The following is a 21858-nucleotide window of genomic DNA, read 5'->3' as shown; positions in this document are numbered from 1 at the left end:
GGGCGGACGTTTAGCACCGCTCGATAGGGTCATCAGTGAGGGTTCCGCCCATCTGCCGAGGAGCACAACCATCGTGGCTGCCAACCGACCCGAGCTTCCCGCTCTCAACTGGTCCGACCTCGACCGCAGGGCCGTCGACACGGTCCGCGTGCTGGCCATGGACGCCGTGGAGAAATCCGGCAACGGCCACCCGGGGACGGCGATGAGCCTCGCCCCGGTGGCGTACCTGCTCTTCAACCGGGTCATGCGGCACAACCCCGCCGACCCGAACTGGGCCGGACGCGACCGGTTCGTGCTGTCGGCCGGGCACTCCAGCCTGACTCTCTACATCCAGCTCTTCCTCTCCGGCTACCCGCTGGCGCTGGACGACCTCAAGGCGCTGCGCCAGTGGGGCTCGCTCACCCCGGGCCACCCGGAGCACGGCCACACCCCGGGCGTGGAGACCACCACCGGTCCGCTCGGCCAGGGCCTCGGCAACGCGGTCGGCATGGCGATGGCGGCCCGCCGCGAGCGCGGCCTGTTCGACCCCGAGCCGGACCGCGCCGACTCGCCGTTCCGGCACGACATCTGGTGCATCGCCTCCGACGGTGACATCGAGGAGGGCATCACCCACGAGGCCAGCGCGCTCGCCGGTCACCAGCAGCTCGGCAACCTCTGCGTGATCTACGACGACAACGAGATCTCGATCGAGGACGACACCCGCATCGCCAAGAGCGAGGACGTGGCGGCCCGCTACGAGGCGTACGGCTGGCACGTCCAGACCGTCGACTGGCGCCGCGGCGACGCCGACCAGGGCGACTACCACGAGGACGTGGAGGCGCTGTACGAGGCGCTGCTGGCCGCCAAGGCGGAGACCGGCCGGCCGTCGTTCATCGCGCTGCGCACGATCATCGGCTGGCCCGCGCCGAACAAGAAGAACACCGGCAAGATCCACGGCTCGGCGCTCGGCGCGGACGAGGTGAAGGCCACCAAGGAGATCCTCGGCTTCGACCCGCAGCGCACCTTCGAGGTCGACGAGGAGGTGCTCAAGCACGCCCGTCAGGTGCTGGAGCGCGGCGCGCAGGAGCAGGCCGAGTGGACCACCGGGTTCGACGCCTGGGCGCAGGCCAACCCGGAGCGCAAGGCGCTGTGGGACCGGATGGCCAGCCGTACGCTGCCGACCGGCTGGACCGACGCGCTGCCGACCTTCCCGGCGGACGCCAAGGGCGTCGCCACCCGGGCCGCCTCCGGCAAGATCCTGGAGGCCCTGGCGCCGGTGCTGCCCGAGCTGTGGGGCGGCTCGGCCGACCTGGCCGAGAGCAACAACACCACGATGAAGGGCGAGCCGTCGTTCGTCCCGGCCGCGCACGCCACCAAGGACTTCCCGGGTGACGAGTACGGCCGCACGCTGCACTTCGGTATCCGCGAGCACGCCATGGGCGCGATCCTCAACGGCATCGCCCTGCACGGCGGCACCCGCCCGTACGGCGGCACGTTCCTGGTGTTCAGCGACTACATGCGCCCGGCGGTGCGGCTGGCCGCACTGATGAAGCTGCCGGTGACGTACGTCTGGACGCACGACTCGATCGGCCTCGGCGAGGACGGCCCGACGCACCAGCCGATCGAGCACCTGACCGCGCTGCGGGCCATCCCCGGCCTGGACGTGGTCCGCCCGGCCGACGCCAACGAGACGGTCTGGGCGTGGCGGCAGGCGCTGGAGCACACCGACCGGCCGACCGCGCTGGCGCTCAGCCGCCAGGCGCTGCCGACGTTCGACCGCACCGACCTGGCCGGCGCCGAGGGCGTCGCCAAGGGCGGGTACGTGCTGGCCGAGGCGTCGAACGGCAAGCCGCAGGTGATCCTCGTCGGCACCGGCTCGGAGGTGCAGCTCTGCCTCACCGCGCGGGAGCGGCTGGAGGCCGACGGCACCCCCACCCGGGTCGTCTCCATGCCCTGCCAGGAGTGGTTCTTCGCCCAGGACGAGGCGTACCGGGAGTCGGTGCTGCCTCGCGGGGTAAAGGCACGGGTGAGCGTGGAGGCGGGTATCGCCATGTCGTGGCGCGCGATCGTCGGCGACAGCGGCGAGTGCGTGAGCATCGAGCACTACGGCGCCAGCGCGCCGCACACCGTGCTCTTCGAGCAGTTCGGGTTCACCCCCGACCGGATCGTGGCCGCCGCGCACGCGGCGCTGACCCGGGTGGGCGACATCACCGGTTTCACGACCGGCAACTGAGGGGAGCGTGGACGGCATGACGGACAGGCTGAAGGAGCTCCAGGGCGCCGGTGTGGCGATCTGGCTCGACGATCTCTCCCGGGTACGGCTGACCTCCGGCGGGCTGGACAAGCTGCGCCGGGAGAGCCACGTAGCCGGGGTGACCACCAACCCGACGATCTTCGCGAAGGCGTTGAGCGACGCCGACGAGTACGACTGGCAGCTTCGTGACCTCGCCGTACGCGGCGTGGACGTCGAGGAGGCGGTCCGCATGCTCACCACGTACGACGTGCGGTGGGCCTGCGACGTGATGCGACCGTCGTACGACGTCAGCGGCGGCGTGGACGGCCGGGTGTCGATCGAGGTGGACCCGCGCTCGGCGCACGACGCGGCGAAGACCGTCGCCGAGGCCAAGGCGCTGTGGTGGCTGGTGGACCGGCCGAACCTGTTCATCAAGATCCCGGCCACCGAGGAGGGCCTGCCCGCGATCACCGCGGCCCTGGCCGAGGGGATCAGCGTCAACGTCACGCTGATCTTCGGTCTGGACCGGTACTCGCAGGTGATGGACGCCTTCCTGGCCGGCCTGGAGCAGGCGCAGGCCAACGGGCACGACCTGTCGAAGATCGGCTCGGTCGCCTCGTTCTTCGTCTCCCGGGTCGACACCGAGGTGGACAAGCGGCTGGAGAAGATCGGCTCGGACCAGGCCAAGGCGCTGCGCGGCAAGGCCGCGGTCGCCAACGCCCGGCTGGCGTACGAGCGCTACGGCGAGGTGTTCTCCTCGGCGCGCTGGCAGAAGCTGGCCGACGCGGGCGCCCACCCGCAGCGCCCGCTGTGGGCCTCCACCTCGACGAAGAACCCGGACTACCGGGACGTCATCTACGTCGAGGAGCTGATCGCGCCCGGCACCGTCAACACCATGCCGGAGCCGGTCGTCCACGCCTACGCCGAGCACGGCGAGACGAAGGCGGACACCGTCACCGTCGCGTACGACGACGCCCGCAAGGTCTTCGACGACCTGCTGGCGGTGGGCGTGGACCTGTCCGACGTGATCGCCACGCTGGAGCGCGAGGGCGTGGAGAAGTTCGAGGCGAGCTGGGTGGAGCTGCTGGAGGGGGTCAAGAAGTCCCTCGCCGAGGCGGCCAAGGGCTCGGGCAGCCCGCACCGGGCCGCCGGGAAGAACGCGCAGGCGGCGCAGCAGGCCGGCGGCAACGCGTGACCGACGGCGTCCGACGCGTCCCGGGGCCGGGCCCCGGGACGCGTCGCGCCGTACCGTGGACCGGGTGAGGTGGTCTGCCTTGAGCGAGCCGAGGTGGCGCGGTGAGTGACCTGCTGGCCGGGCGGGCGGACATGGCCGCCGGCCTGGCCGTGCGCGGCGCGGACGCTCTCGGCGCGTCCACGCGCGCCACGCTCGTCTCCCACGACGTCCCGGCCCGGCTCGCCGCCGCGGACCCGGCCCTCTGGGGGCCCGCCGCCGAGCCGGCGGCCCTCGACCGGCTGGGCTGGCTGCACGCTCACCGGCGCAGCCGGGACCTGCTCCCCCAGCTCGCCGAACTGGCCGCCGAGCTGGGCGACCTGGACCACGTGGTGCTGGCCGGCGCACACGACGACACGCTCGCCGCGGAGGTGCTGGCCGAGTGCCTGGGCCGGCCGCTGACGGTGCTCGACACCGCCGACCCGGGACCGATCCGGGCCGCGCTCGCCGATCGTCCGGCGCGTACCCTCCTGGTGCTCGCCGCACGGCACGGCCTCGACCCGGCCACCGACGCCCACCTGCGCGCCTACCGGCAGGCGTGGGCGGACGAGGGCCCGGACGCCGCCCGGCACGTCGTGGTGGTCACCGAACCCGGCTCGGAACTCGCGGCGCGCGCCGACGAGCTGGGCGCGATGGTGATCCCGGCCGAGCCCGGCGTGTCCGGGCCGTGGGCCGCGCTCACCGCGTCCGGCCTGGTCCCAGCGGCGCTGGCCGGCGCTCCGGTGGCCGAGGTGCTGGACGAGGCCGAGGCGCTCACCGGCGCGCTCGACCGGGACCGGGACAATCCGGCCCTGGCGCTCGGCGCGGCACTGGGCGCGGCGCCCGGCTCCGGCCGGGACACGATCGCGCTGGTTCCCGACGGCACCGGCCTCGACGGTCTGGGCCGCTGGGCCGGCGCGCTGCTCGCCGACGCGACAGGTGGACGGCTGCTGCCCGTGGTCGCGGAGTCCCCCGACTCCCCCGGCGCCACCGGGCCGGGCGTGCTGACGGTCGGTCTCGGTGGCGCCCTCGGCGCCGGTGTCGGACCGGGCGTGTCCGCCGACGTCGCGGTCAACGGACCACTCGGCGCGCACCTGCTCACCTGGGCCTACGCGGCGGCGACCGCCGCGGTGACGCTGCGGACCGACCCGTTCGCGTCGCCCGCCGCCGCAGTGGCCGGCGACGCGCCGGAGAGCGGGCCGCCGTCGTCGGTCGACGGCGCGATCGAGGTGTACGCCCCGAGCGGCGCCCCGGCCGACCTGACCGGCGCGCTGCGCTGGCTGCTCGACGGGCTGGGTGAACGGGAGCACCTCGTGGTGACCGCGTACCTCGACCGGCACGCCGACGCGGCGGTCGCCGGGCTGCGCCCGCTGCTGGCGCGGGCCGCCGGACGGCCGGTCACCTTCGGCTGGGGACCGCGCCGGCCGCAACACACCGACATCCACGGCCGGCACCTCCAGATCACCGGTGCGGTCACCGATGATCTGGAGGTGCCCGGTCGTCCGTACACCTTCGCGCAGCTCCAGGCGGCCCAGGCCGCCGGCGACCGGCGGGCCCTGGCCGGCCGGGAGCGACCGGTGCTGCGACTGCACCTGACCGAGCGGGCGACGGGCGTCGCCCAGCTCCTGGAAACGGCCGGACGGACACGCACGTGACGATCAACGACCTGGAATCAGCGGACCGAGACGCAGGAGGAGGTGGCCCGGTGAACCCGCTGCGCGATCCGCAGGACCGGCGGCTGCCCCGGATCCCCGAGCCGTGTGCCCTGGTGATCTTCGGGGTGACGGGTGACCTGGCCCGCAAGAAGCTGCTGCCGGCGGTCTACGACCTGGCCAACCGAGGGCTCCTGCCGCCCGGCTTCGTGGTCCTGGGCTTCGCCCGCCGCGACTGGGGCGACGGCGACTTCGAGTCGGTGGCGCACGACGCGGCCAAGAAGCACGCCCGCACACCGTGGCGGGAGGAGGTGTGGGCCCGGCTCGCCGGCAACATCAAGTTCGTCGGCGGCTCGTTCGACGACGACGCGGCGTTCGACCATCTCGCCGCCACGCTCGACGAGCTGCGCGGCTCGCACGGCATCCCCGGCAACGCGGCCTTCTACTTCTCCATCCCCCCGGCGGCCTTCCCGGTGGTGCTCAAGCAGCTCGCCCGCACCGGCATGGCGGACAACGCCAAGTCCGGCGGCTGGCGGCGGGTCGTGGTGGAGAAGCCGTTCGGCAACGACCTGCCCTCGGCCAAGGCGCTCAACGACCTGGTCGACGACGTCTTCACCCGCCAGGACGTGTTCCGGATCGACCACTACCTGGGCAAGGAGACGGTCCAGAACATCCTGGCGCTGCGCTTCGCGAACAACCTGTTCGAGCCGCTGTGGAACTCCAAGTACGTCGACTCGGTGCAGATCACCATGGCCGAGGACGTCGGCATCGGCACCCGCGCGGCCTTCTACGACTCGGTCGGCACCGCCCGCGACGTGCTCCAGAACCACCTGCTCCAGTTGCTCGCCCTGGTCGCGATGGAGGAACCGACGAGCTTCGACGCCGACGAGATCCGGGCCGAGAAGCTCAAGGTGCTCAAGGCGATCACCGTGCCGCGGGACGTCTCCGAGGACACCGTGCGCGGCCAGTACCTGCCCGGCTGGGTGGGCGGCGAGCGCGCCAAGGGCTACCTGGAGGAGGAGGGCGTCCCGGAGGGCTCCACCACCGAGACGTACGTGGCGGTGAAGCTGGGCATCCAGAACCGCCGCTGGGCCGGGGTGCCGTTCTACATCCGGGCCGGCAAGCGGCTGCCCCGGCGGGTCACCGAGGTGGCCATCATGTTCAAGAAGGCGCCGCACCTGCCGTTCAACGCCGCCGACATGGAGTCCCTCGGCCCCAACCAGCTCGTCATCCGGGTACAGCCGGACGAGGGCGTGGTGCTGAAGTTCGGCTCCAAGGTGCCGGGCACCACGATGGAGGTCCGCGACATCGCGATGGACTTCCAGTACGGCGAGGCGTTCACCGAGTCCAGCCCCGAGGCGTACGAGCGGCTGGTGCTGGACGTGCTGATCGGCGACCGGACGCTGTTCCCGGACGCCGCCGAGGTGGAGCAGAGCTGGCAGGTCGTCGACCCGCTGGAGCACGCCTGGGAGGGCACGACCCCGGAGCCGTACCGGGCCGGTGAGTGGGGGCCCCGGGCCGCCGACGAGATGCTGGCCCGCGAGGGCCGGGCTTGGAGAAGAGCATGATCGGGCTGTGGGACACCACCGGCAACGAGGTGGTCAAGGCGCTGGCCGCGGAACGGCGCAGCGCGGGCGGGGTGGCCAGTGGCATGGCGCTCACGCTGATCGTGGTGGTGGACGAGAAGCGGGTACGCGAGGCCGAGGCGGCGGCCACCATCGCCGCGGCGGCGCACCCGTGCCGGCTGCTCGTGGTGGTCCGCTCCGACGTGGAACGCGACCGCAACCGGCTGGACGCGGAGATCGTCGTGGGTGGCCGGCTCGGGCCGTGCGAGGCGGTGGTGACCCGGATGTACGGGCGGCTCGCGCTGCACGCCGAGTCGGTGGTGATGCCGCTGCTGGTGCCGGACGTACCGGTGGTGACGTGGTGGCACGGCGAGCCGCCGGAGGAGATCTCCACCGACTTCCTCGGCGTGGTCGCGGACCGGCGGATCACCGACGCGGCGCAGGCGGCCGACCCGATCGCCGAGCTGCGGCAGCGGGCCCACGACTACGCCCCGGGCGACACCGACCTGGCGTGGACCCGGATCACCCCGTGGCGCACGCTCGTGGCGGGCGCGTTCGACACCACCCAGGCCCGGGTCACCGAGGCGAGCGTGGTGGCGCCCCCGTCGGACCCGACGGCGGCGCTGATGCGCGGCTGGCTCAAGGCCCGGCTCGGCATCGACCCGGTCCTGACCGCCACCGAGGAGTTCCCGCGGATGCGCCAGGTGCAGCTGCGCTGCGCCAACGGCGACGAGCTGACGCTCACGCGGGACGACAGCGTCGCGGTGTTCCGGCGTACCGGGCAGGAGGACCGCACGCTGCCGCTGGTGCGCCGGCCGCTCGGCGACGAGCTGGCCGAGGAGCTGCGCCGCCTCGACGCCGACCAGGTCTACGCGGAGGCGCTCGGCGCTGCGGCCGGGATCACCGGCCTCGACCAGCGTCCGGCCCAGCGGGTGCACGTGTGGAAGGATCCGGCGACCGCCCAGCGGGCCGAGGCCGGCGTGACCGCGCACGCGGGCGCGACCGCGAACGAGTGACCGCCCGGACCGGGTGGTCGGAGGCACAGGTGACCGCCGGTGGGCGGTCGGAGCACGAGGGCTCGACGGATGACTGAGGCGAGTGTCGCCGTACACGCCGACCCCGACCTGCTGGCGCAGGCGGTGGCGGCCCGGTTGGTGGTGAAGCTGCTCGACGCGCAGGCCGAGCGCGGCCAGGCGTCGGTGGTGCTGACCGGCGGGCGGATCGCCGCGGCGGTGTACCGGGCGGTCGGGCAGCTGCCCGCCCGGGACGCCGTCGACTGGTCCCGGGTCGACGTGTGGTGGGGCGACGAGCGGTTCCTGCCCGGCGGCGACCCGGAGCGTAACGAGACGCAGGCACGGGCGGCGCTGCTGGACACGGTGCCGCTCGACCCGGCCCGGGTGCACCCGATGCCGGCGTCGGACGGCCCGGCCGGTGAGGACCCGGAGGCGGCTGCCGCCGGGTACGCGCGGGAGCTGGCCGCCGCGGCCCGGCCCGGAAACGCGGTGGTGCCGCACTTCGACGTGCTGATGCTCGGCGTCGGCGAGGACGGGCACGTCGCGTCGGTGTTCCCGGAGCACCCGGTGCACCACGACAACCGGCCGGTCAGCGCCGTGCGGGGCAGCCCGAAGCCGCCGCCGGTGCGGACCACGCTGACGCTCCCGACCATCAACACGGCCGAGGAGGTCTGGCTGATCGCCGCCGGGGCGGACAAGGCCCGGGCGGTGGGCATGGCGCTGGCCGGGGCCGGGCCGGTGCAGCTGCCTGCCGCCGGGGTGCGGGGCGTCTCCCGTACCCTCTGGCTCCTCGACCGGGCCGCGGCGGCCAGCGTGCCGCCGCGGCTGCGCAGCCTGCGCTGAGCATGTAAGGAAGGGCCCCTTCTTAACGTCTCCGGTAGAGAAGGGGCCCCTCCTTAACACCTCGGGTCAGGCGCGACCGCGGCGACGCCGCAGCGCGTCGAGGGCCTCGGCGAGCAGCGCCTCCCCCTCCTCCGGCGTACGCCGCTCCTGCACGTACGCCAGGTGGGTCTTGTACGGCTCGGCGCGCTGGCGGCCCGGCGGGTCGCCCGGGTCGGGGCCGGCCGGCTCGCCGCAGCGGGGGCACTCCCAGGCGGCGGGCGTCTCCGCCTCGGCGGCGATCAGGAACTCGACGCGGTGCCCGTGGCGGCACCAGTAGACGACCGGCCGGCGCGGCGCGGGCTCGACCCGCTGGTCGAACCGCTCGGGGGCGGACCCGATCCGGGTGCCGCGGATGACGTTGTTGCTGGGCACGGTTGCTCGCTCCCTGTCGTCGGAGGGGACCGCCGCCGGAGGGGGTGGGCGACGGGCGACGTGCGGAGAAACAAAACTGCGCGCGGTCCGTGACGGACCGCGCGCAGATTGTACGCTTCTCAGCGTCGGCTCAGGTGCCGCTGGCCATCTGCAGCCGCAGCCAGAGCCCAAGCCCGACGATGCACGCGAACCAGACGATTCCCACCAGAACGGTGTAGCGGTCGAGGTTCTTCTCGGCCACCGACGAACCGGCCAGGCTGGAGCTGACGCCGCCGCCGAACATGCTCGACAACCCGCCGCCCTTGCCGCGGTGCAGGAGGATCAGCAGGGTGAGCAGGACGCTCGTGATGACCAGCAACACGATCATCGTGTAGGCGAACCAGATCGGCATGGCGGGGGTCAGTCCTCTCGTTGCGATCACTGCCCGGACCTGTCGGGCACGGCGGCACCGACCGGTGGACGGGCAGCGTCAAGGATAGCGAGCGATCAGCGGGTGATGTGCTCCGGGAACCGGCAGATCTGCGCGAACTCCTCCGCGTCCAGGCTGGCGCCCCCGACCAGAGCCCCGTCCACGTCCGGCTGCGCCATGATCGCGGCGACGTTCGACGCCTTGACCGACCCGCCGTACAGGATCCGGACCTGCTCGGCGGTGCCCTCGTCGTAGGTCTCGGCGATGCGCTTGCGCACCGCGCCGCAGACCTCCTGGGCGTCGTCCGGGGTCGCCGTCTTGCCGGTGCCGATCGCCCAGACCGGCTCGTACGCCACGACGACCTTGGTGACCTGCTCGGCGGTGAGCCCCTTCAGCGCGCCGTCGAGCTGGTCGCAGCAGTGCCGCACCTGACCCGACTGCTCCCGGACCTCCAGGCCCTCACCGATGCAGAGGATCGGGGTGAGCCCGTTCGCCAGCGCCGCCGACACCTTCGCGTTGACGAGCGCGTCGTCCTCGTTGTGGTACTGCCGCCGCTCGGAGTGCCCGACCACCACGTAGCCGCAGCCCAGCTTGGCGAGCATCGGCCCGGCGATGTCACCGGTGTACGCGCCGGACGGGTGCGGCGACAGGTCCTGCGCGCCGTAGCCGATCAGCAGCTTGTCGCCGTCCACGGCGGTCTGCACGGTACGCAGGTCGGTGAAGGGCGGCAGCACCACGCACTCGACGTCGGTGAGCTGCTTCTCGTTCAGGCTCGCGGCCAGCTTCTGCACCAGCAGGTTGGCCTCGAGGTGGTTCAGGTTCATCTTCCAGTTGCCGGCCATCAGCGGCCGGCGGGTCGTGCTCGCCATTCAGTTCTCCAGGGCCGCGATGCCGGGGAGGGTCTTGCCCTCCAGGTATTCCAGGGAGGCGCCACCACCGGTGGAGATGTGCCCGAACGAGGACTCGTCCAGGCCCAGCGCGCGCACCGCCGCGGCCGAGTCGCCGCCGCCGACCACGCTGAACGCGTCGGCCTTGGTGATCGCCTCGGCCACGCCGCGGGTGCCGTTGGCGAACGCCGCCATCTCGAACACGCCCATCGGGCCGTTCCAGAAGACGGTCTTCGCCTGCGACAGCGCGGCGGCGAAACCGGCCACCGTCTCCGGGCCGATGTCCAGGCCCAGCCGGTGACTCGGGATGCCGTCGGCGGGCACGGTGTCGTGCGCGGCGTCCGGCGCGAACGCGTCGGCGACCACCACGTCGACCGGGAGCATGATCTTGCCCGGCGCGCGCTCCATCAGGTTGCGGCAGGTCTCGACCATGTCCTTCTCCAGCAGCGACGTGCCCACCTCGTGGCCCTGGGCCTTGAGGAAGGTGAAGCACATCCCGCCGCCGATGAGCAGCCGGTCCACGGTCGGCAGCAGCGCCTCGATCACTGCGAGCTTGTCCGAGACCTTCGAGCCGCCCAGCACCACCACGTACGGCCGCTCCGGCTCGCCGGTGAGGCGGCTGAGCACCTCGACCTCGCGCAGCACCAGCCGGCCCGCGTATTGCGGCAGCCGGGCCGCTACGTCGTGCACGCTGGCGTGCTTGCGGTGCACCGCGCCGAACGCGTCGTCCACGTAGGCGTCGCCGAACGCCGCGAGCTGGTCGGCGAATGCGCCCCGCTCGGCGTCGTCCTTGCTGGTCTCGCCCTTGTTGAAGCGCAGGTTCTCCAGCAGCGCGACCTGGCCGTCGGCCAGGTCGGCCACGGTGGACCGCGCCGAGTCGCCGACGGTGTCCTCGGCGACGTGCACCGGGGCACCGAGCAGCTCACCGAGCCGCCCGGCGACCGGGCGCAGGCTGAACTGCGGGTCCGGCGCGCCCTTCGGGCGGCCCAGGTGCGAGCAGACGACCACCTTCGCGCCGGCCTGCACCAGCGCGCTCAGCGTCGGCAGGACGGCCCGGATCCGGCCGTCGTCGGTGATGTCCCCGGTCTGCTTGTCGAGCGGGACGTTCAGGTCGGCGCGCACCAGCACGCGCCGACCCGACACCCCCTCGGCGAGCAGGTCGTCGAGGTTACGGATCGTCACAGAGCTAGCCCTCCGTTCGTGACTGCGGGGCTCGCAAGCTCGCTCCTCGCACTCACAGGGACTGACCGACCAGCTTGACCAGGTCGACCAGGCGGTTCGAGTAGCCCCACTCGTTGTCGTACCAGCCGACGACCTTGACCTGGTTGCCGATCACCTTGGTCAGCGGCGCGTCGAAGATGCACGACGCCGGGTCGGTCACGATGTCGGCGGAGACGATCGGGTCCTCGTTGTAGGTGAGGATGCCCCGCAGCGGGCCCTCGGCGGCGGCCTTGAGCGCGGCGTTCACCTCGTCCACAGTGGTCTCCCGGCCGACCTCGACGGTCAGGTCGGTGGCCGAGCCGGTCGGGATCGGCACGCGCAGCGCGTAGCCGTCCAGCTTGCCCTTGAGCTCCGGCAGGACCAGGCCGATGGCCTTCGCGGCACCGGTCGAGGTCGGCACGATGTTGAGCGCGGCGGCCCGGGCCCGGCGCAGGTCCTTGTGCGGCGCGTCCTGCAGGTTCTGGTCCTGCGTGTACGCGTGGATGGTGGTCATCAGACCCTGCTTGATGCCGAACGTGTCCTGCAGGACCTTCGCCATCGGCGCGAGGCAGTTGGTGGTGCAGGAGGCGTTCGAGATGATGTTGTGCTTGGCCGGGTCGTACTGGTCCTGGTTGACGCCCATGACCACCGTGACGTCCTCGTTCTTCGCCGGAGCGGAGATGATGACCTTCTTGGCCCCGCCGTCGAGGTGCGCCTTCGCCTTGGTGCCGTCGGTGAAGAAGCCGGTGGACTCGATGACCACGTCGGCGCCGACCTCGCCCCACGGCAGCTTCGCCGGGTCCTTCTCGGCGTACGCCTTGATGGTCTTGCCGCCCACGGTGATCTCGTCGGCGGTGGCCTTCACCTCGTGCGGGAGGCGGCCCAGGATGCTGTCGTACTTGACAAGGTGGGCGAGCGTCGCGTTGTCGGTCAGGTCGTTGACCGCCACGACCTCGATGTCAGCGCCGGACGCCAGCACTGCCCGGAAGAAGTTGCGGCCGATCCGGCCGAAGCCGTTGATGCCAACCCGGATGGTCACAGGTCCCATCTCCTCGCGTTCTGGTCCGCCGGCGCCAGACCGCTGCCGGCGGAGGTGTGTGCGCCGACCGTTGGAGCCGGCCGTCGACATGTCATCTCGGCCACCCCGCCGCGGTCACGGAGACCTGACCGCCCGAGGCGGTGAGCACGGCGAGGAGCGCCTGTTCCGGCCCCCTTGCCGTACGCAGCGACCATATCCGAGCGCGCGGCGTCGCGCTGCGGCGGGTGGTGATCCCGCTCGCGGTGCACTGCCGCCCGAGTCCTATCAGACCACGAGCATGTCCGGCGTGACTGCCGCTTCCGTATCCGGGATGCCCAGGTCACGGGCACGCTTGTCGGCCAGCGCGAGCAGCCGGCGGATCCGGCCGGCGATGGCGTCCTTGGTCAGCGGCGGCTCGGCGAGCGCGCCCAGTTCCTCCAGCGAGGCCTGACGGTGCTCCAGGCGCAGCCGCCCGGCCGAGGTCAGGTGGTTCGGCGCGTCGTCGGCGAGGATCTCCAGCGCGCGGGTCACCCGGGCGGCGGCGGCCACCGCAGCGCGCGCGGAGCGGCGCAGGTTGGCGTCGTCGAAGTTGGCCAGCCGGTTCGCTGTGGCGCGCACCTCCCGGCGTACCCTCCGCTCCTCCCAGGCCAGCACGCTGGAGTGCGCACCTATGCGGGTGAGCAGCGCGGCGATCGCGTCACCGTCCTTGACCACCACCCGGTCCACGCCGCGCACCTCGCGGTTCTTGGCGGTGATGCCGATCCGGCGGGCGGCGCCGACGAGCGCCAGCGCCGACTCCGGGCCGGGGCAGGTGATCTCCAGCGCGCTGGAGCGGCCCGGCTCGGTGAGCGAGCCGTGCGCCATGAACGCGCCCCGCCACGCCGACACGGCACAGCAGACGTTCGCGGCCACCACGTGCGGCGGCAGGCCGCGCACCGGGCGGCCCCGCACGTCGAGCAGGCCGGTCTGCCGGGCGAGCGCCTCGCCGTCCTTGACCACCCGCACGATGAAGTGACTGCCCTTGCGCAGCCCGCCGGAGGCGAGCACGTGGATCTCGCTGGAGTAGCCGTACACCTCGGCGATCTCCCGCCGCAGCCGGCGCGCGACCGCGCCGGTGTCCAGCTCCGCCTCGACCACCACGCGGCCCGACACGATGTGCAGGCCGCCGGCGAAACGCAGCAGGGCGGCCATCTCCGCCCGCCGACAGCAGGGCTTGGGCACGTCGACCCGACTCAGCTCGTCCTTGACCGCAGCCGTCATCGCCATAGTGCGCCCCCTCACGGACCGGTTCCGGCGTGTCGCCGGTGATTACGTACGTGTCTAACGATCGGCGCGCAGGACAGGCACCAGCGCGGCGCCCAGGGCGGCTGGATCATGACGGGGCGTGCCGTCCAGGACGGCGACGGGAGCGAGGACCAGCCGGGCACCCAGCGATTCTGCCGCACGTTCGACCGCCGCGGGATCACCCACCGCCGTGGAGTCGGCGAGCACCCGGTCCACCTTCAACTCGGGCAGATAGCGCCGCAGTGTGTCCAGATGGTCGGGCAGGGAGAGCCCCGAGGTCTCCTTCTCGGCCACCAGGTTGAGCGTCACCAGCCGCCGCGCCGGGCTGGACACGATCGCGTCGGCCAGCCCCGGCACCAGCAGGTGCGGCAGCACACTCGTGTACCAGCTGCCCGGCCCGAAGATCAGCCAGTCCGCGGCGCGTACCGCTGTCACCGCCTCGGCGCACGCGGCCGGCGCCGACGGGTTGAGCCGCAGCGACTCGACGGTGCCCGGGGTGACCGCGACCTGGTGCTGGCCGCGCACCGTGGACACCTCGTCCGGGTGCTCCGGGTCGGCGCCGCGGACCCGGGCCTCGATGCCCACCGGCTGGCGGGACATCGGCAGCACCCGCCCCACCGCGCCGAGCATCGCCCCGGCGTGGTCGAGCGCGGCCACCGGGTCGCCGAGCAGCTCGGTGAGCCCGTGCAGCAGCAGGTTGCCGACCGCGTGGCCGGCGAGCGAGTCGCCGACCGCGACCGGCACCGGCGCGGCCGGCGTCGGCGCCTGCGGCACGGCGGCGGCGAAGCGGTGCTGGAACAACGCCGCGCTGCGCCGGGTGGCCGGATGGTCACCGGCCAGCGCGACGAGCGCCTGCCGCAGGTCGCCCGGCGGCAGGCCGCCGCGCTCGGCGCGCAACCGGCCGCTGGAGCCGCCGTCGTCACCGACGGTGACCACCGCGGTGATGTCCAGGTCCAGTTCGGGTACGCAGTGACGCAGCGCCCGCAGCGACGCCGAGAGCCCGTGCCCGCCGCCGAAGGCGACCACCCTGGTCAGGGTCACTCCCGCCCCAGGTCCCGGTGCTGGGCGTTCGCGGCGATACCGGAGTGACGCAGCCGGGAGGCCAGCTCCTCGGCGATCGCCACGCTGCGGTGCTTGCCGCCGGTGCAGCCGACCGCCACGGTCAGGTAGCGCTTGCCCTCCCGCTCGAACCCGGCGGTGGTGGCGTTGACCAGGTCGGCGTACCCGGCCACGAACGCGTCGGCGCCCTCCTGGCCCAGCACGTACGCGCTCACCGCCTCCTCGCGGCCGGTGTGCTCGCGCAGCTCCGGCACCCAGTACGGGTTCGGCAGGAACCGGGCGTCCATCACGAAGTCGGCGTCCGGCGGCAGGCCGTACTTGAAGCCGAACGAGATCACGGTGATCCGCAGTCGGCGGGCGTCCTCGCCGCCGAACAGCTCCTCGACCCGGCGGCGCAGCTGGTTCACGTTCAGGTGGCTGGTGTCGATGATCACGTCGGCCTGCTCGCGGGCCTCCTCCAGCAGCGCCCGCTCGACAGCGATGCCGTCGGCCAGCCGCCCGTCGCCCTGCAACGGGTGCGAGCGGCGCACGCTCTCGAACCGCCGGATCAGCACCTCGTCGTCGGCGTCGACGAAGACCACCCGGGGCTGGAAGCCGCGCTCACGCAGCTCCCGGATCGCCCCGGCCAGGTCGGTGGAGAACGCGCGCGAGCGCACGTCCAGCACCATCGCCGTACGCCGGGCCGCGCCACCGGCCTTGAACGCCAGCTCGGCCATGTCCAGCAGCAGCGCCTGCGGCAGGTTGTCGACCACGTAGTAGCCGACGTTCTCCAGCGCCCGCGCCACGGTGCTGCGCCCGCCGCCGGACAGGCCGGTCACCACCACCAGGGAGGTGTCCGACTCGGCCGGCGCCGGTCGCACCGGCGTCGTCTCCGCCTCGGTCGGCCCCAGGTCACCCGCTGTACGCGCCTCGCTCACCCGCTACCCCCAGCCGTGGCGCCGCGGCCCGGTCGGCCGCGCATGGTCAATCAGCGACTCTAACGGCTGCGACCCGGCCCGGGATTCCACGGGGTGACGACCGGAACAAGTCGCCGCGCTCGTGACGGCTCGCCGGGACGGTCGGTGTCGGGGGACGCTCGTAGACTGCGCGGATGGTCTCCCCCACCGACGAGCGGACCACCTCCCCACCGGCCGGCGACGCGCTCGACGTGTTGCGCCGCGTCTTCGGGTACGACGCCTTCCGCGGCTTCCAGCAGGAGGTCGTCGAGCACGTGGTGGCCGGCGGCGACGCGCTGGTGCTCATGCCCACCGGTGGCGGCAAGTCGCTGTGCTACCAGATCCCCGCGCTGGTCCGCGACGGTGTGGCGGTGGTCGTCTCCCCGCTCATCGCGCTCATGCAGGACCAGGTCGACGCCCTGACGGCGGTCGGCGTCCGGGCCGGGTTCCTCAACTCGACCCAGGATCCCGCGCAGCGGCGCCGGGTCGAGGCGGCCTACCTCGCCGGCGAGCTGGACCTGCTCTACCTCGCCCCGGAAGGGCTCGCGGTGCGGTCCACACTCGGCCTGTTGGAACGCGGCCGGGTCGCGTTGTTCGCGATCGACGAGGCGCACTGCGTCTCGCAGTGGGGGCACGACTTCCGCCCCGACTACCTCAACCTGTCGATGCTGCACGAACGCTGGCCGGACGTGCCGCGGATCGCGCTGACCGCCACCGCGACGCAGGCGACCCGCACCGAGATCGCCACCCGGCTGCGGCTCACCGAGGCCCGGCACTTCGTGGCCAGCTTCGACCGGCCCAACATCCAGTACCGCATCGTGCCCAAGCGGGAGCCGCGCCGCCAGCTGCTCAGCCTGCTGCGCGACGAGCACTCCGGCGACGCCGGCATCGTCTACTGCCTGTCCCGCGCCTCGGTGGAGAAGACCGCCGAGTTCCTGGTCGCCAACGGCATCCCCGCGCTGCCGTACCACGCCGGGCTGGACGCCTCGACCCGCGCCGCCAACCAGCAGCGTTTCCTGCGCGAGGACGGTCTGGTCATGGTCGCCACCATCGCGTTCGGCATGGGCATCGACAAGCCCGACGTGCGCTTCGTCGCCCACCTGGACCTGCCGAAGTCGGTGGAGGGCTACTACCAGGAGACCGGCCGCGCCGGGCGCGACGGGCTGCCGTCCACGGCCTGGCTGGCGTACGGACTCCAGGACGTCGTGCAGCAGCGCAAGATGATCGAGACGTCGGAGGGCGACCTGGCGCACCGGCGCAACCTCGCCGCCCACCTGGACGCCATGCTGGCGCTCTGCGAGACGGTCCGCTGCCGCCGCTCCCAACTGCTCGAATACTTCGGCGAAACCGGCGTGGCCGACTGCGGCAACTGCGACACCTGCCTCGAACCACCGGAGTCCTGGGACGGCACCGTCGCCGCGCAGAAGCTGCTGTCCACCGTCTTCCGGCTCGACCGCGAGCGCAACCAGCGGTTCGGCGCCGGGCACAGCATCGACATCCTGCTCGGCAAGCACACCGACAAGATCGACCAGTACGGCCACGACGCGCTCAGCACGTTCGGCATCGGCACCGAGCTGCGCGAGGCCGAGTGGCGTGGGGTGGTGCGGCAACTGCTGGCCGAGGGTCTGCTCGCGGTCGAGGGCGACTACGGCACGCTGGCGCTGACCGAGGCGAGCGCGGACGTGCTCGGCCGGCGCCGTACCGTCACGCTGCGCAAGGAGCCCGAGCGCCCGGCCGCCGGCCGGTCCGCCAAGCCGCGGGGCGCCGCCACTGTGGTCGCCGACCTCTCCCCCGCCGCCGCGCCCGTCTTCGAGCGGCTCCGCGCGTGGCGCGCGGCCACCGCCAAGGAGCAGGGCGTCCCGGCGTACGTCATCTTCCACGACGCGACCCTGCGGCAGATCGCCGCCGAGCCGCCCACCTCCCTCGCCGAGTTGTCCCGGTTCAACGGGGTCGGCGAGAACAAGCTCGCCAAGTACGGCGAGGCGATCCTGGCCGTCCTCGCCGAGTCCTGACGCACGCGGGAGGGCCCGACCCCGTGGTGGGGGTCGGGCCCTTCCGGTGTGCTGTGGCCTCGCTGGGGTTCACGCGGTGGTGCTCTGGTCCGCGAGGTCGTGCTGGCCGCGTTGGCTGCGTTTTCTTGCTCTGCAGCCATCGGCGCGGCGGTGTTGTCTTAGCTGGTGCTGTAGCCGCGGGTGGCGATCCAGTCGGCGAGGTTGTCGATGTTCATGCGGTAGGTGGCGGTGGTGGGGTCGGCGCTGTCGGCGATGGTGACGGTGTTGCCGTTGTCGCGGTAGCCGATGACGCTGATGTAGTGGCCGCCTTCGAAGGAGTGGGTGGTGCCGTCGGTGTCGGTGGCGGTGCCGGCGATGTTGGCGACCACGGCCCGGCCGGCGTCGACGGTCTTGACGACGTCGGCGCGCAGGGTGTCGGTCTGCTTGTCGTCGGCCTTGGGGGTGCTGATCTCGACCGACTTGTAGGCGTCCTTGGTGCCGGTCTCCTTGTTCAGTACGGGGGTGATGTCGTTGATGCTGTTGGTGCCGGCCTCGGTGGTGCCCATCTCCTTGGCCATGGTGTGTACGTCGATGTTCTTGCCCTGCACGCTCAGGGCGTTGCGGGCGGCGGCGGGGCCGCAGAAGTAGAAGTTGGGCTGCGCCTCGTAGCGCACGTCGAGTTCCCGCTCGCCGTGGCCCTTGCGGTCCGCCACCACGCTGGTGGTGGTGGGGGCGGCGTGGGCGGCGATCGCGGGGCCGGCGATGCCGCCGGCGGTGGCGGCGATACCGGCAGCGGTCAGAACGGTCTTACGCAGCAGAGTGGTAGCCATGATGGTTGCCTCCCTGAAGTGGGGGATGACGCGGCGAAGGGGACGCCGCGCGAAAGGGGGGAAAGTCTTTGGGGGTGCCCGTCGATAGGGCTGGCGCGCGGGCGACCCTGGGGGGGCCTGCTCCGCGGCTCGGGGATGTAACGACGACCGGGCCAGGCCGATTCCCTGACCTGGCGATCCGCTCCCGGGTGCCGGGCGGGCCGGTGTCCGGCGCTCGACCCGGTTCCTCGGCGGTCAGCCATGTACAACGCCCCGCGCCGCCCACCGATTCCACGCTGACGATGGCACCGACCACAGCCAGGCCCCCGCCCATCGCAGCGAACCGGACACCGCTCACCAAACCACCCGCGCCGCGCGGATGGGTGCACGGAGATCTCCGCTCCGAACACCAAGATCCACCCCTGCCCGCGCGCGATCTTGCACTTTGGTGCCGGATATGCCTCGCGAAACGGGCATCCCACGGGCCCAAAGTGCAAGATCGCCGGGGCCGAGGCCGGGGCCGGGGCCGAGGCCGAGGCCGGGGCGGGAGGGCGGGGACGACGGGTCACCCGCCCTCGCGTGGCGACACAACCCCCACCAAACCACCCGCGGAACCCTCCCAGGAGGTGGAATGACGCTTCCGCCCATCGGGACCAGCGCCGTCGGTGGAACGTCATGGGTGTCAAATGCGGGCGGAGACACCCATGGTGTTCCACTCGGGCGTTGCCGGCGGGCCGGACAACGGGCGCGAGCAGGAACGGGCAGGAGCCGGGGAACGGGTCAGGGGCGGGGGGCGGCTTCGGTGGTGGTGGTGGTGGAGCCGTCCAGCGCGGCCAGGATCGCCTCGGCCGTACGCCGGCCCACCCCGGGCACTTCGGTGATCTCCTCCACCGTGGCGGACGACAGCCGCTTCAGTGAGCCGAAGTGCCGCAGCAGCGCCTTGCGGCGTACCTCGCCGAGGCCGGGGACGTTGTCCAGCGCCGACTCGGTCATCCGCTTGGAGCGCCGCTGCCTGTGGAACGTGATGGCGAAGCGGTGCGCCTCGTCGCGGACCCGTTGCAGCAGGTAGAGCGCCTCGGAGGTGCGCGGCAGGATCACCGGGAACTCGTCGTCGGGCAGCCAGACCTCCTCCAGCCGCTTCGCCAGCCCGCACAGCGCCACGTCGTCGATGCCCAGCTCGGCGAGCGCCTTCGCGGCGGCGGCGACCTGGGGCGGGCCACCGTCGACCACGACGAGCTGCGGTGGGTACGCGAACTTGCGCGGTCGCCCGGTGGTCGGGTCGATGCCGGGCCGGTCGGGGTCGGAGGCGGTCTCCTCGCCCAGCTCACCGGTCTCGGCGCGGGCGTCGAGGTAGCGGGCGAAGCGCCGCCGCAGCACCTCGGACATGGCCGACAGGTCGTCGGTGGCGCCGCGCACGATGAACCGGCGGTATTCGCTCTTGCGGGGCAGCCCGTCCTCGAACACGACCATGCTGGCGACCACGTCGGTGCCCTGAATCTGGGACACGTCGAAGCACTCGATGCGCAGCGGTGAGGTGTTCATGGCGAGCGCGTCGGCGATCTCGTCGAGCGCCTGGCTGCGGGTGGTCAGGTCACCGGCCCGCTTGAGCTTGTGCCGGGCCAGCGCGTCCCTGGCGTTGCGCTCGACAGTCTCCAGCAGCGACCGCTTGTCGCCGCGCTGCGGCACCCGCAGCGACACCCGGCTGCCCCGGCGGGCGGTGAGCCAGTCGGCGAGCGCGTCGGCGTCGCCTGGTAGCTCGGGGACGAGCAGCTCGCGGGGCACGTCGGCCTCGCCCTGCTCGCCGCCGTACACCTGGGTGCAGAAGTGGTGCACGAGGTCGCCGGTGGTCAGCTCCTCGGTCTTCTCCACCACCCAGCCGCGCTGGCCGCGCACCCGGCCGCCGCGGACGTGGAAGACCTGCACGGCGGCTTCGAGCGGGTCGTCGGCGAACGCGACCACGTCGGCGTCGGTGCCGTCGCCGAGCACCACCGTCTGCTTCTCCATCGCCCGGCGCAGCGCCGCGACGTCGTCGCGCAGCCGGGCGGCCCGCTCGAACTCCAGCTGCTCGCTGGCGTCGAGCATCTCCTTCTCCAGCCGCCGGACCATGGTGTCGGTGCGGCCGGCCATGAAGTCGCAGAAGCCGTCGACGATCTCCCGGTGCTGTTCTGCGGTGACGCTGCCGACGCACGGCGCCGAGCACTTGCCGATGTAGCCGAGCAGGCAGGGCCGGCCGACCTGGCCGGCCCGCTTGAACACCCCGGACGAGCAGGTCCGCGCCGGGAAGACCCGCAGCAGCAGGTCGAGCGTCTCGCGGATGGCCCAGGCGTGGGAGTACGGCCCGAAGTAGCGCACACCCTTGCGCTTCACGCCGCGCATCACCTGCAACCGGGGGTATTCCTCGTCGAGCGTGACCGCGAGATAGGGGTACGACTTGTCGTCGCGGTAGCGGACGTTGAACCGGGGGTCGTACTGCTTGATCCAGGTGTATTCCTGCTGGAGCGCCTCGACCTCGGTGGCGACGGTGATCCAGTCGACCGACTCGGCGGTGAACACCATCTGCCGGGTGCGCTGGTGCAGGCCGACCGGGTCGGCGAAGTAGGAGTTGAGCCGGCTGCGCAGGTTGCGCGCCTTGCCGACGTAGATCACCCGGCCGGTGCCGTCGCGGAAGCGGTAGACCCCTGGCGACTCCGGGATGGTGCCGGGCGCGGGACGGTAGGTCGAGGGGTCAGCCACGGCGTCAAGCCTAGTCCGCACCCCTGACACGCGACCGTCACCGCGCCCCCGCCGACGACCGGCCGGCGGGGGCGCGGAACGGGTCAGGCCAGCGTGATCTGGTCGCCGTCGACCTTGATCTCCTTCGCCGCGAGCGGCTTGGTGGCCGGGCCGCCCTTCACCGAGCCGTCGACGATCGAGAACCGGCTGTTGTGGCAGGTGCAGTTGATCGTGCCGCCGTCGACGTTCGACACCGGGCAGCGCTGGTGCGTGCAGATCGGGTCGAACGCCTTGAACTGGCCGGCCTCGGGCTGCGTGATCACCACGCCCTGGCTGGCGAAGACGGCGCCGCCGCCCACCGGGATGTCCGAGGTGCGCGCCAGCGCGCTGCCGCCGTCACGGTCGCCGCCGCCGGCGTCGCCGGTCGCGGTGGCGCCGGGCGGGCCGCCGCTGGTCGGGGCGAGCCCGGGGGACGCGTCGTCGTCGCTGCCGCAGCCCGCGAGCACCACGGCCGCGCCGATCGCTCCGGCTCCGGTGAGCAGGGTACGGCGGCTCTGGGTGACCGGTCGGGTCAGCGCCTGATCATCACTCATATCCGGCCTTTCTCTCGGCTTACTGCGGAAACACGCACCAGCGTGGGGCACGGTT

At 72.7% G+C, this 21858-nt stretch carries 18 protein-coding genes; 7 read left to right on the top strand and 11 right to left on the bottom strand.

Features of this window, described 5'->3' with window-relative positions:
• The first annotated feature begins 73 nt into the window (after window positions 1-73).
• From tkt to pgl, 6 genes are all read left to right on the top strand, one after another.
• A complete protein-coding gene (gene tkt, locus FB455_RS01770; protein WP_013287456.1) occupies window positions 74-2212 on the top strand; it encodes a transketolase in 2139 nt (712 codons plus the stop codon).
• 16 nt (window positions 2213-2228) lie between these two features.
• The gene (tal, locus tag FB455_RS01765) at window positions 2229-3407 is read left to right on the top strand and encodes a transaldolase (RefSeq protein ID WP_013287457.1); all 1179 of its coding nucleotides are present in this window, start codon (window positions 2229-2231) and stop codon (window positions 3405-3407) included.
• A 101-nt stretch (window positions 3408-3508) separates the two neighbouring features.
• On the top strand, window positions 3509-5077 hold the full coding sequence (locus FB455_RS01760; RefSeq protein WP_013287458.1) for a glucose-6-phosphate isomerase: 1569 nt from the start codon (window positions 3509-3511) through the stop codon (window positions 5075-5077).
• Between the two features lie 50 nt (window positions 5078-5127).
• Complete coding sequence (gene zwf, locus FB455_RS01755) at window positions 5128-6642, top strand: glucose-6-phosphate dehydrogenase (RefSeq protein WP_013287459.1); 1515 nt, start codon at window positions 5128-5130, stop codon at window positions 6640-6642.
• Window positions 6639-7655 carry a glucose-6-phosphate dehydrogenase assembly protein OpcA gene (locus FB455_RS01750; protein ID WP_013287460.1) on the top strand — a complete coding sequence of 339 codons (1017 nt, stop codon included), beginning with the start codon at window positions 6639-6641 and terminating at the stop codon, window positions 7653-7655. The genes zwf and FB455_RS01750 overlap by 4 nt, the downstream gene beginning before the upstream one ends.
• Before the next feature lie 69 nt (window positions 7656-7724).
• Window positions 7725-8495 (top strand): 6-phosphogluconolactonase, encoded by a 771-nt coding sequence (pgl, locus tag FB455_RS01745; protein ID WP_013287461.1) that lies wholly within the window; start codon window positions 7725-7727, stop codon window positions 8493-8495.
• A gap of 66 nt (window positions 8496-8561) precedes the next feature.
• Here pgl and FB455_RS01740 read toward each other — a convergent pair whose 3' ends face one another.
• From FB455_RS01740 to rapZ, 8 genes are all read right to left on the bottom strand, one after another.
• A complete protein-coding gene (locus tag FB455_RS01740; RefSeq protein WP_013287462.1) occupies window positions 8562-8906 on the bottom strand; it encodes an RNA polymerase-binding protein RbpA in 345 nt (114 codons plus the stop codon).
• A 130-nt stretch (window positions 8907-9036) separates the two neighbouring features.
• Entirely contained in the window at window positions 9037-9297 is a 261-nt protein-coding gene (gene secG, locus FB455_RS01735; protein ID WP_013287463.1) for a preprotein translocase subunit SecG, read from the bottom strand.
• Between the two features lie 95 nt (window positions 9298-9392).
• Window positions 9393-10184, bottom strand: a complete 792-nt coding sequence (gene tpiA, locus FB455_RS01730) for a triose-phosphate isomerase (protein ID WP_013287464.1) — start codon at window positions 10182-10184, stop codon at window positions 9393-9395.
• Window positions 10185-11384, bottom strand: coding sequence for a phosphoglycerate kinase (locus FB455_RS01725; RefSeq protein WP_145751931.1), 1200 nt, complete (start codon window positions 11382-11384; stop codon window positions 10185-10187).
• A gap of 52 nt (window positions 11385-11436) precedes the next feature.
• On the bottom strand, window positions 11437-12441 hold the full coding sequence (gene gap, locus FB455_RS01720; RefSeq protein WP_013287466.1) for a type I glyceraldehyde-3-phosphate dehydrogenase: 1005 nt from the start codon (window positions 12439-12441) through the stop codon (window positions 11437-11439).
• Window positions 12442-12705: 264 nt separating this feature from the next.
• Window positions 12706-13686: a DNA-binding protein WhiA gene (gene whiA / locus FB455_RS01715; protein WP_013287467.1), complete on the bottom strand. Its 981-nt coding sequence runs from the start codon at window positions 13684-13686 to the stop codon at window positions 12706-12708.
• Between the two features lie 54 nt (window positions 13687-13740).
• Complete coding sequence (locus tag FB455_RS01710; RefSeq protein WP_013287468.1) at window positions 13741-14745, bottom strand: gluconeogenesis factor YvcK family protein; 1005 nt, start codon at window positions 14743-14745, stop codon at window positions 13741-13743.
• Window positions 14742-15653: an RNase adapter RapZ gene (gene rapZ, locus FB455_RS01705; RefSeq protein WP_221488539.1), complete on the bottom strand. Its 912-nt coding sequence runs from the start codon at window positions 15651-15653 to the stop codon at window positions 14742-14744. The genes FB455_RS01710 and rapZ overlap by 4 nt, the downstream gene beginning before the upstream one ends.
• Window positions 15654-15853: 200 nt before the next feature.
• Between rapZ and recQ the strand changes: the two genes are divergently transcribed.
• Window positions 15854-17710 carry a DNA helicase RecQ gene (gene recQ, locus FB455_RS01700; RefSeq protein WP_013287470.1) on the top strand — a complete coding sequence of 619 codons (1857 nt, stop codon included), beginning with the start codon at window positions 15854-15856 and terminating at the stop codon, window positions 17708-17710.
• A gap of 158 nt (window positions 17711-17868) precedes the next feature.
• Here the strand turns inward: recQ and FB455_RS01695 are convergent, their stop codons facing one another.
• From FB455_RS01695 to FB455_RS01685, 3 genes are all read right to left on the bottom strand, one after another.
• A complete protein-coding gene (locus tag FB455_RS01695; RefSeq protein WP_013287471.1) occupies window positions 17869-18519 on the bottom strand; it encodes a C39 family peptidase in 651 nt (216 codons plus the stop codon).
• A gap of 759 nt (window positions 18520-19278) precedes the next feature.
• Window positions 19279-21231 (bottom strand): excinuclease ABC subunit UvrC, encoded by a 1953-nt coding sequence (gene uvrC / locus FB455_RS01690; RefSeq protein ID WP_013287472.1) that lies wholly within the window; start codon window positions 21229-21231, stop codon window positions 19279-19281.
• 83 nt (window positions 21232-21314) lie between these two features.
• Window positions 21315-21803, bottom strand: a complete 489-nt coding sequence (locus tag FB455_RS01685; protein ID WP_013287473.1) for a Rieske (2Fe-2S) protein — start codon at window positions 21801-21803, stop codon at window positions 21315-21317.
• Window positions 21804-21858: the final 55 nt, after the last annotated feature.

The organism is Micromonospora sp. CNZ296 (genome assembly GCF_007827635.1).
This window is presented reverse-complemented; position numbering and strand designations above follow the sequence as displayed.

Coding starts and splice junctions, on each gene's coding strand:
- recQ (WP_013287470.1), top strand. CDS start 15,854: ATGGTCTCCCCCACCGACGAGCGGACCACCTCCCCACCGGCCGGCGAC.
- secG (WP_013287463.1), bottom strand. CDS start 9,297: ATGCCGATCTGGTTCGCCTACACGATGATCGTGTTGCTGGTCATCACG.
- tal (WP_013287457.1), top strand. CDS start 2,229: ATGACGGACAGGCTGAAGGAGCTCCAGGGCGCCGGTGTGGCGATCTGG.
- whiA (WP_013287467.1), bottom strand. CDS start 13,686: ATGGCGATGACGGCTGCGGTCAAGGACGAGCTGAGTCGGGTCGACGTG.
- tpiA (WP_013287464.1), bottom strand. CDS start 10,184: ATGGCGAGCACGACCCGCCGGCCGCTGATGGCCGGCAACTGGAAGATG.
- FB455_RS01685 (WP_013287473.1), bottom strand. CDS start 21,803: ATGAGTGATGATCAGGCGCTGACCCGACCGGTCACCCAGAGCCGCCGT.
- pgl (WP_013287461.1), top strand. CDS start 7,725: ATGACTGAGGCGAGTGTCGCCGTACACGCCGACCCCGACCTGCTGGCG.
- FB455_RS01695 (WP_013287471.1), bottom strand. CDS start 18,519: ATGGCTACCACTCTGCTGCGTAAGACCGTTCTGACCGCTGCCGGTATC.
- FB455_RS01750 (WP_013287460.1), top strand. CDS start 6,639: ATGATCGGGCTGTGGGACACCACCGGCAACGAGGTGGTCAAGGCGCTG.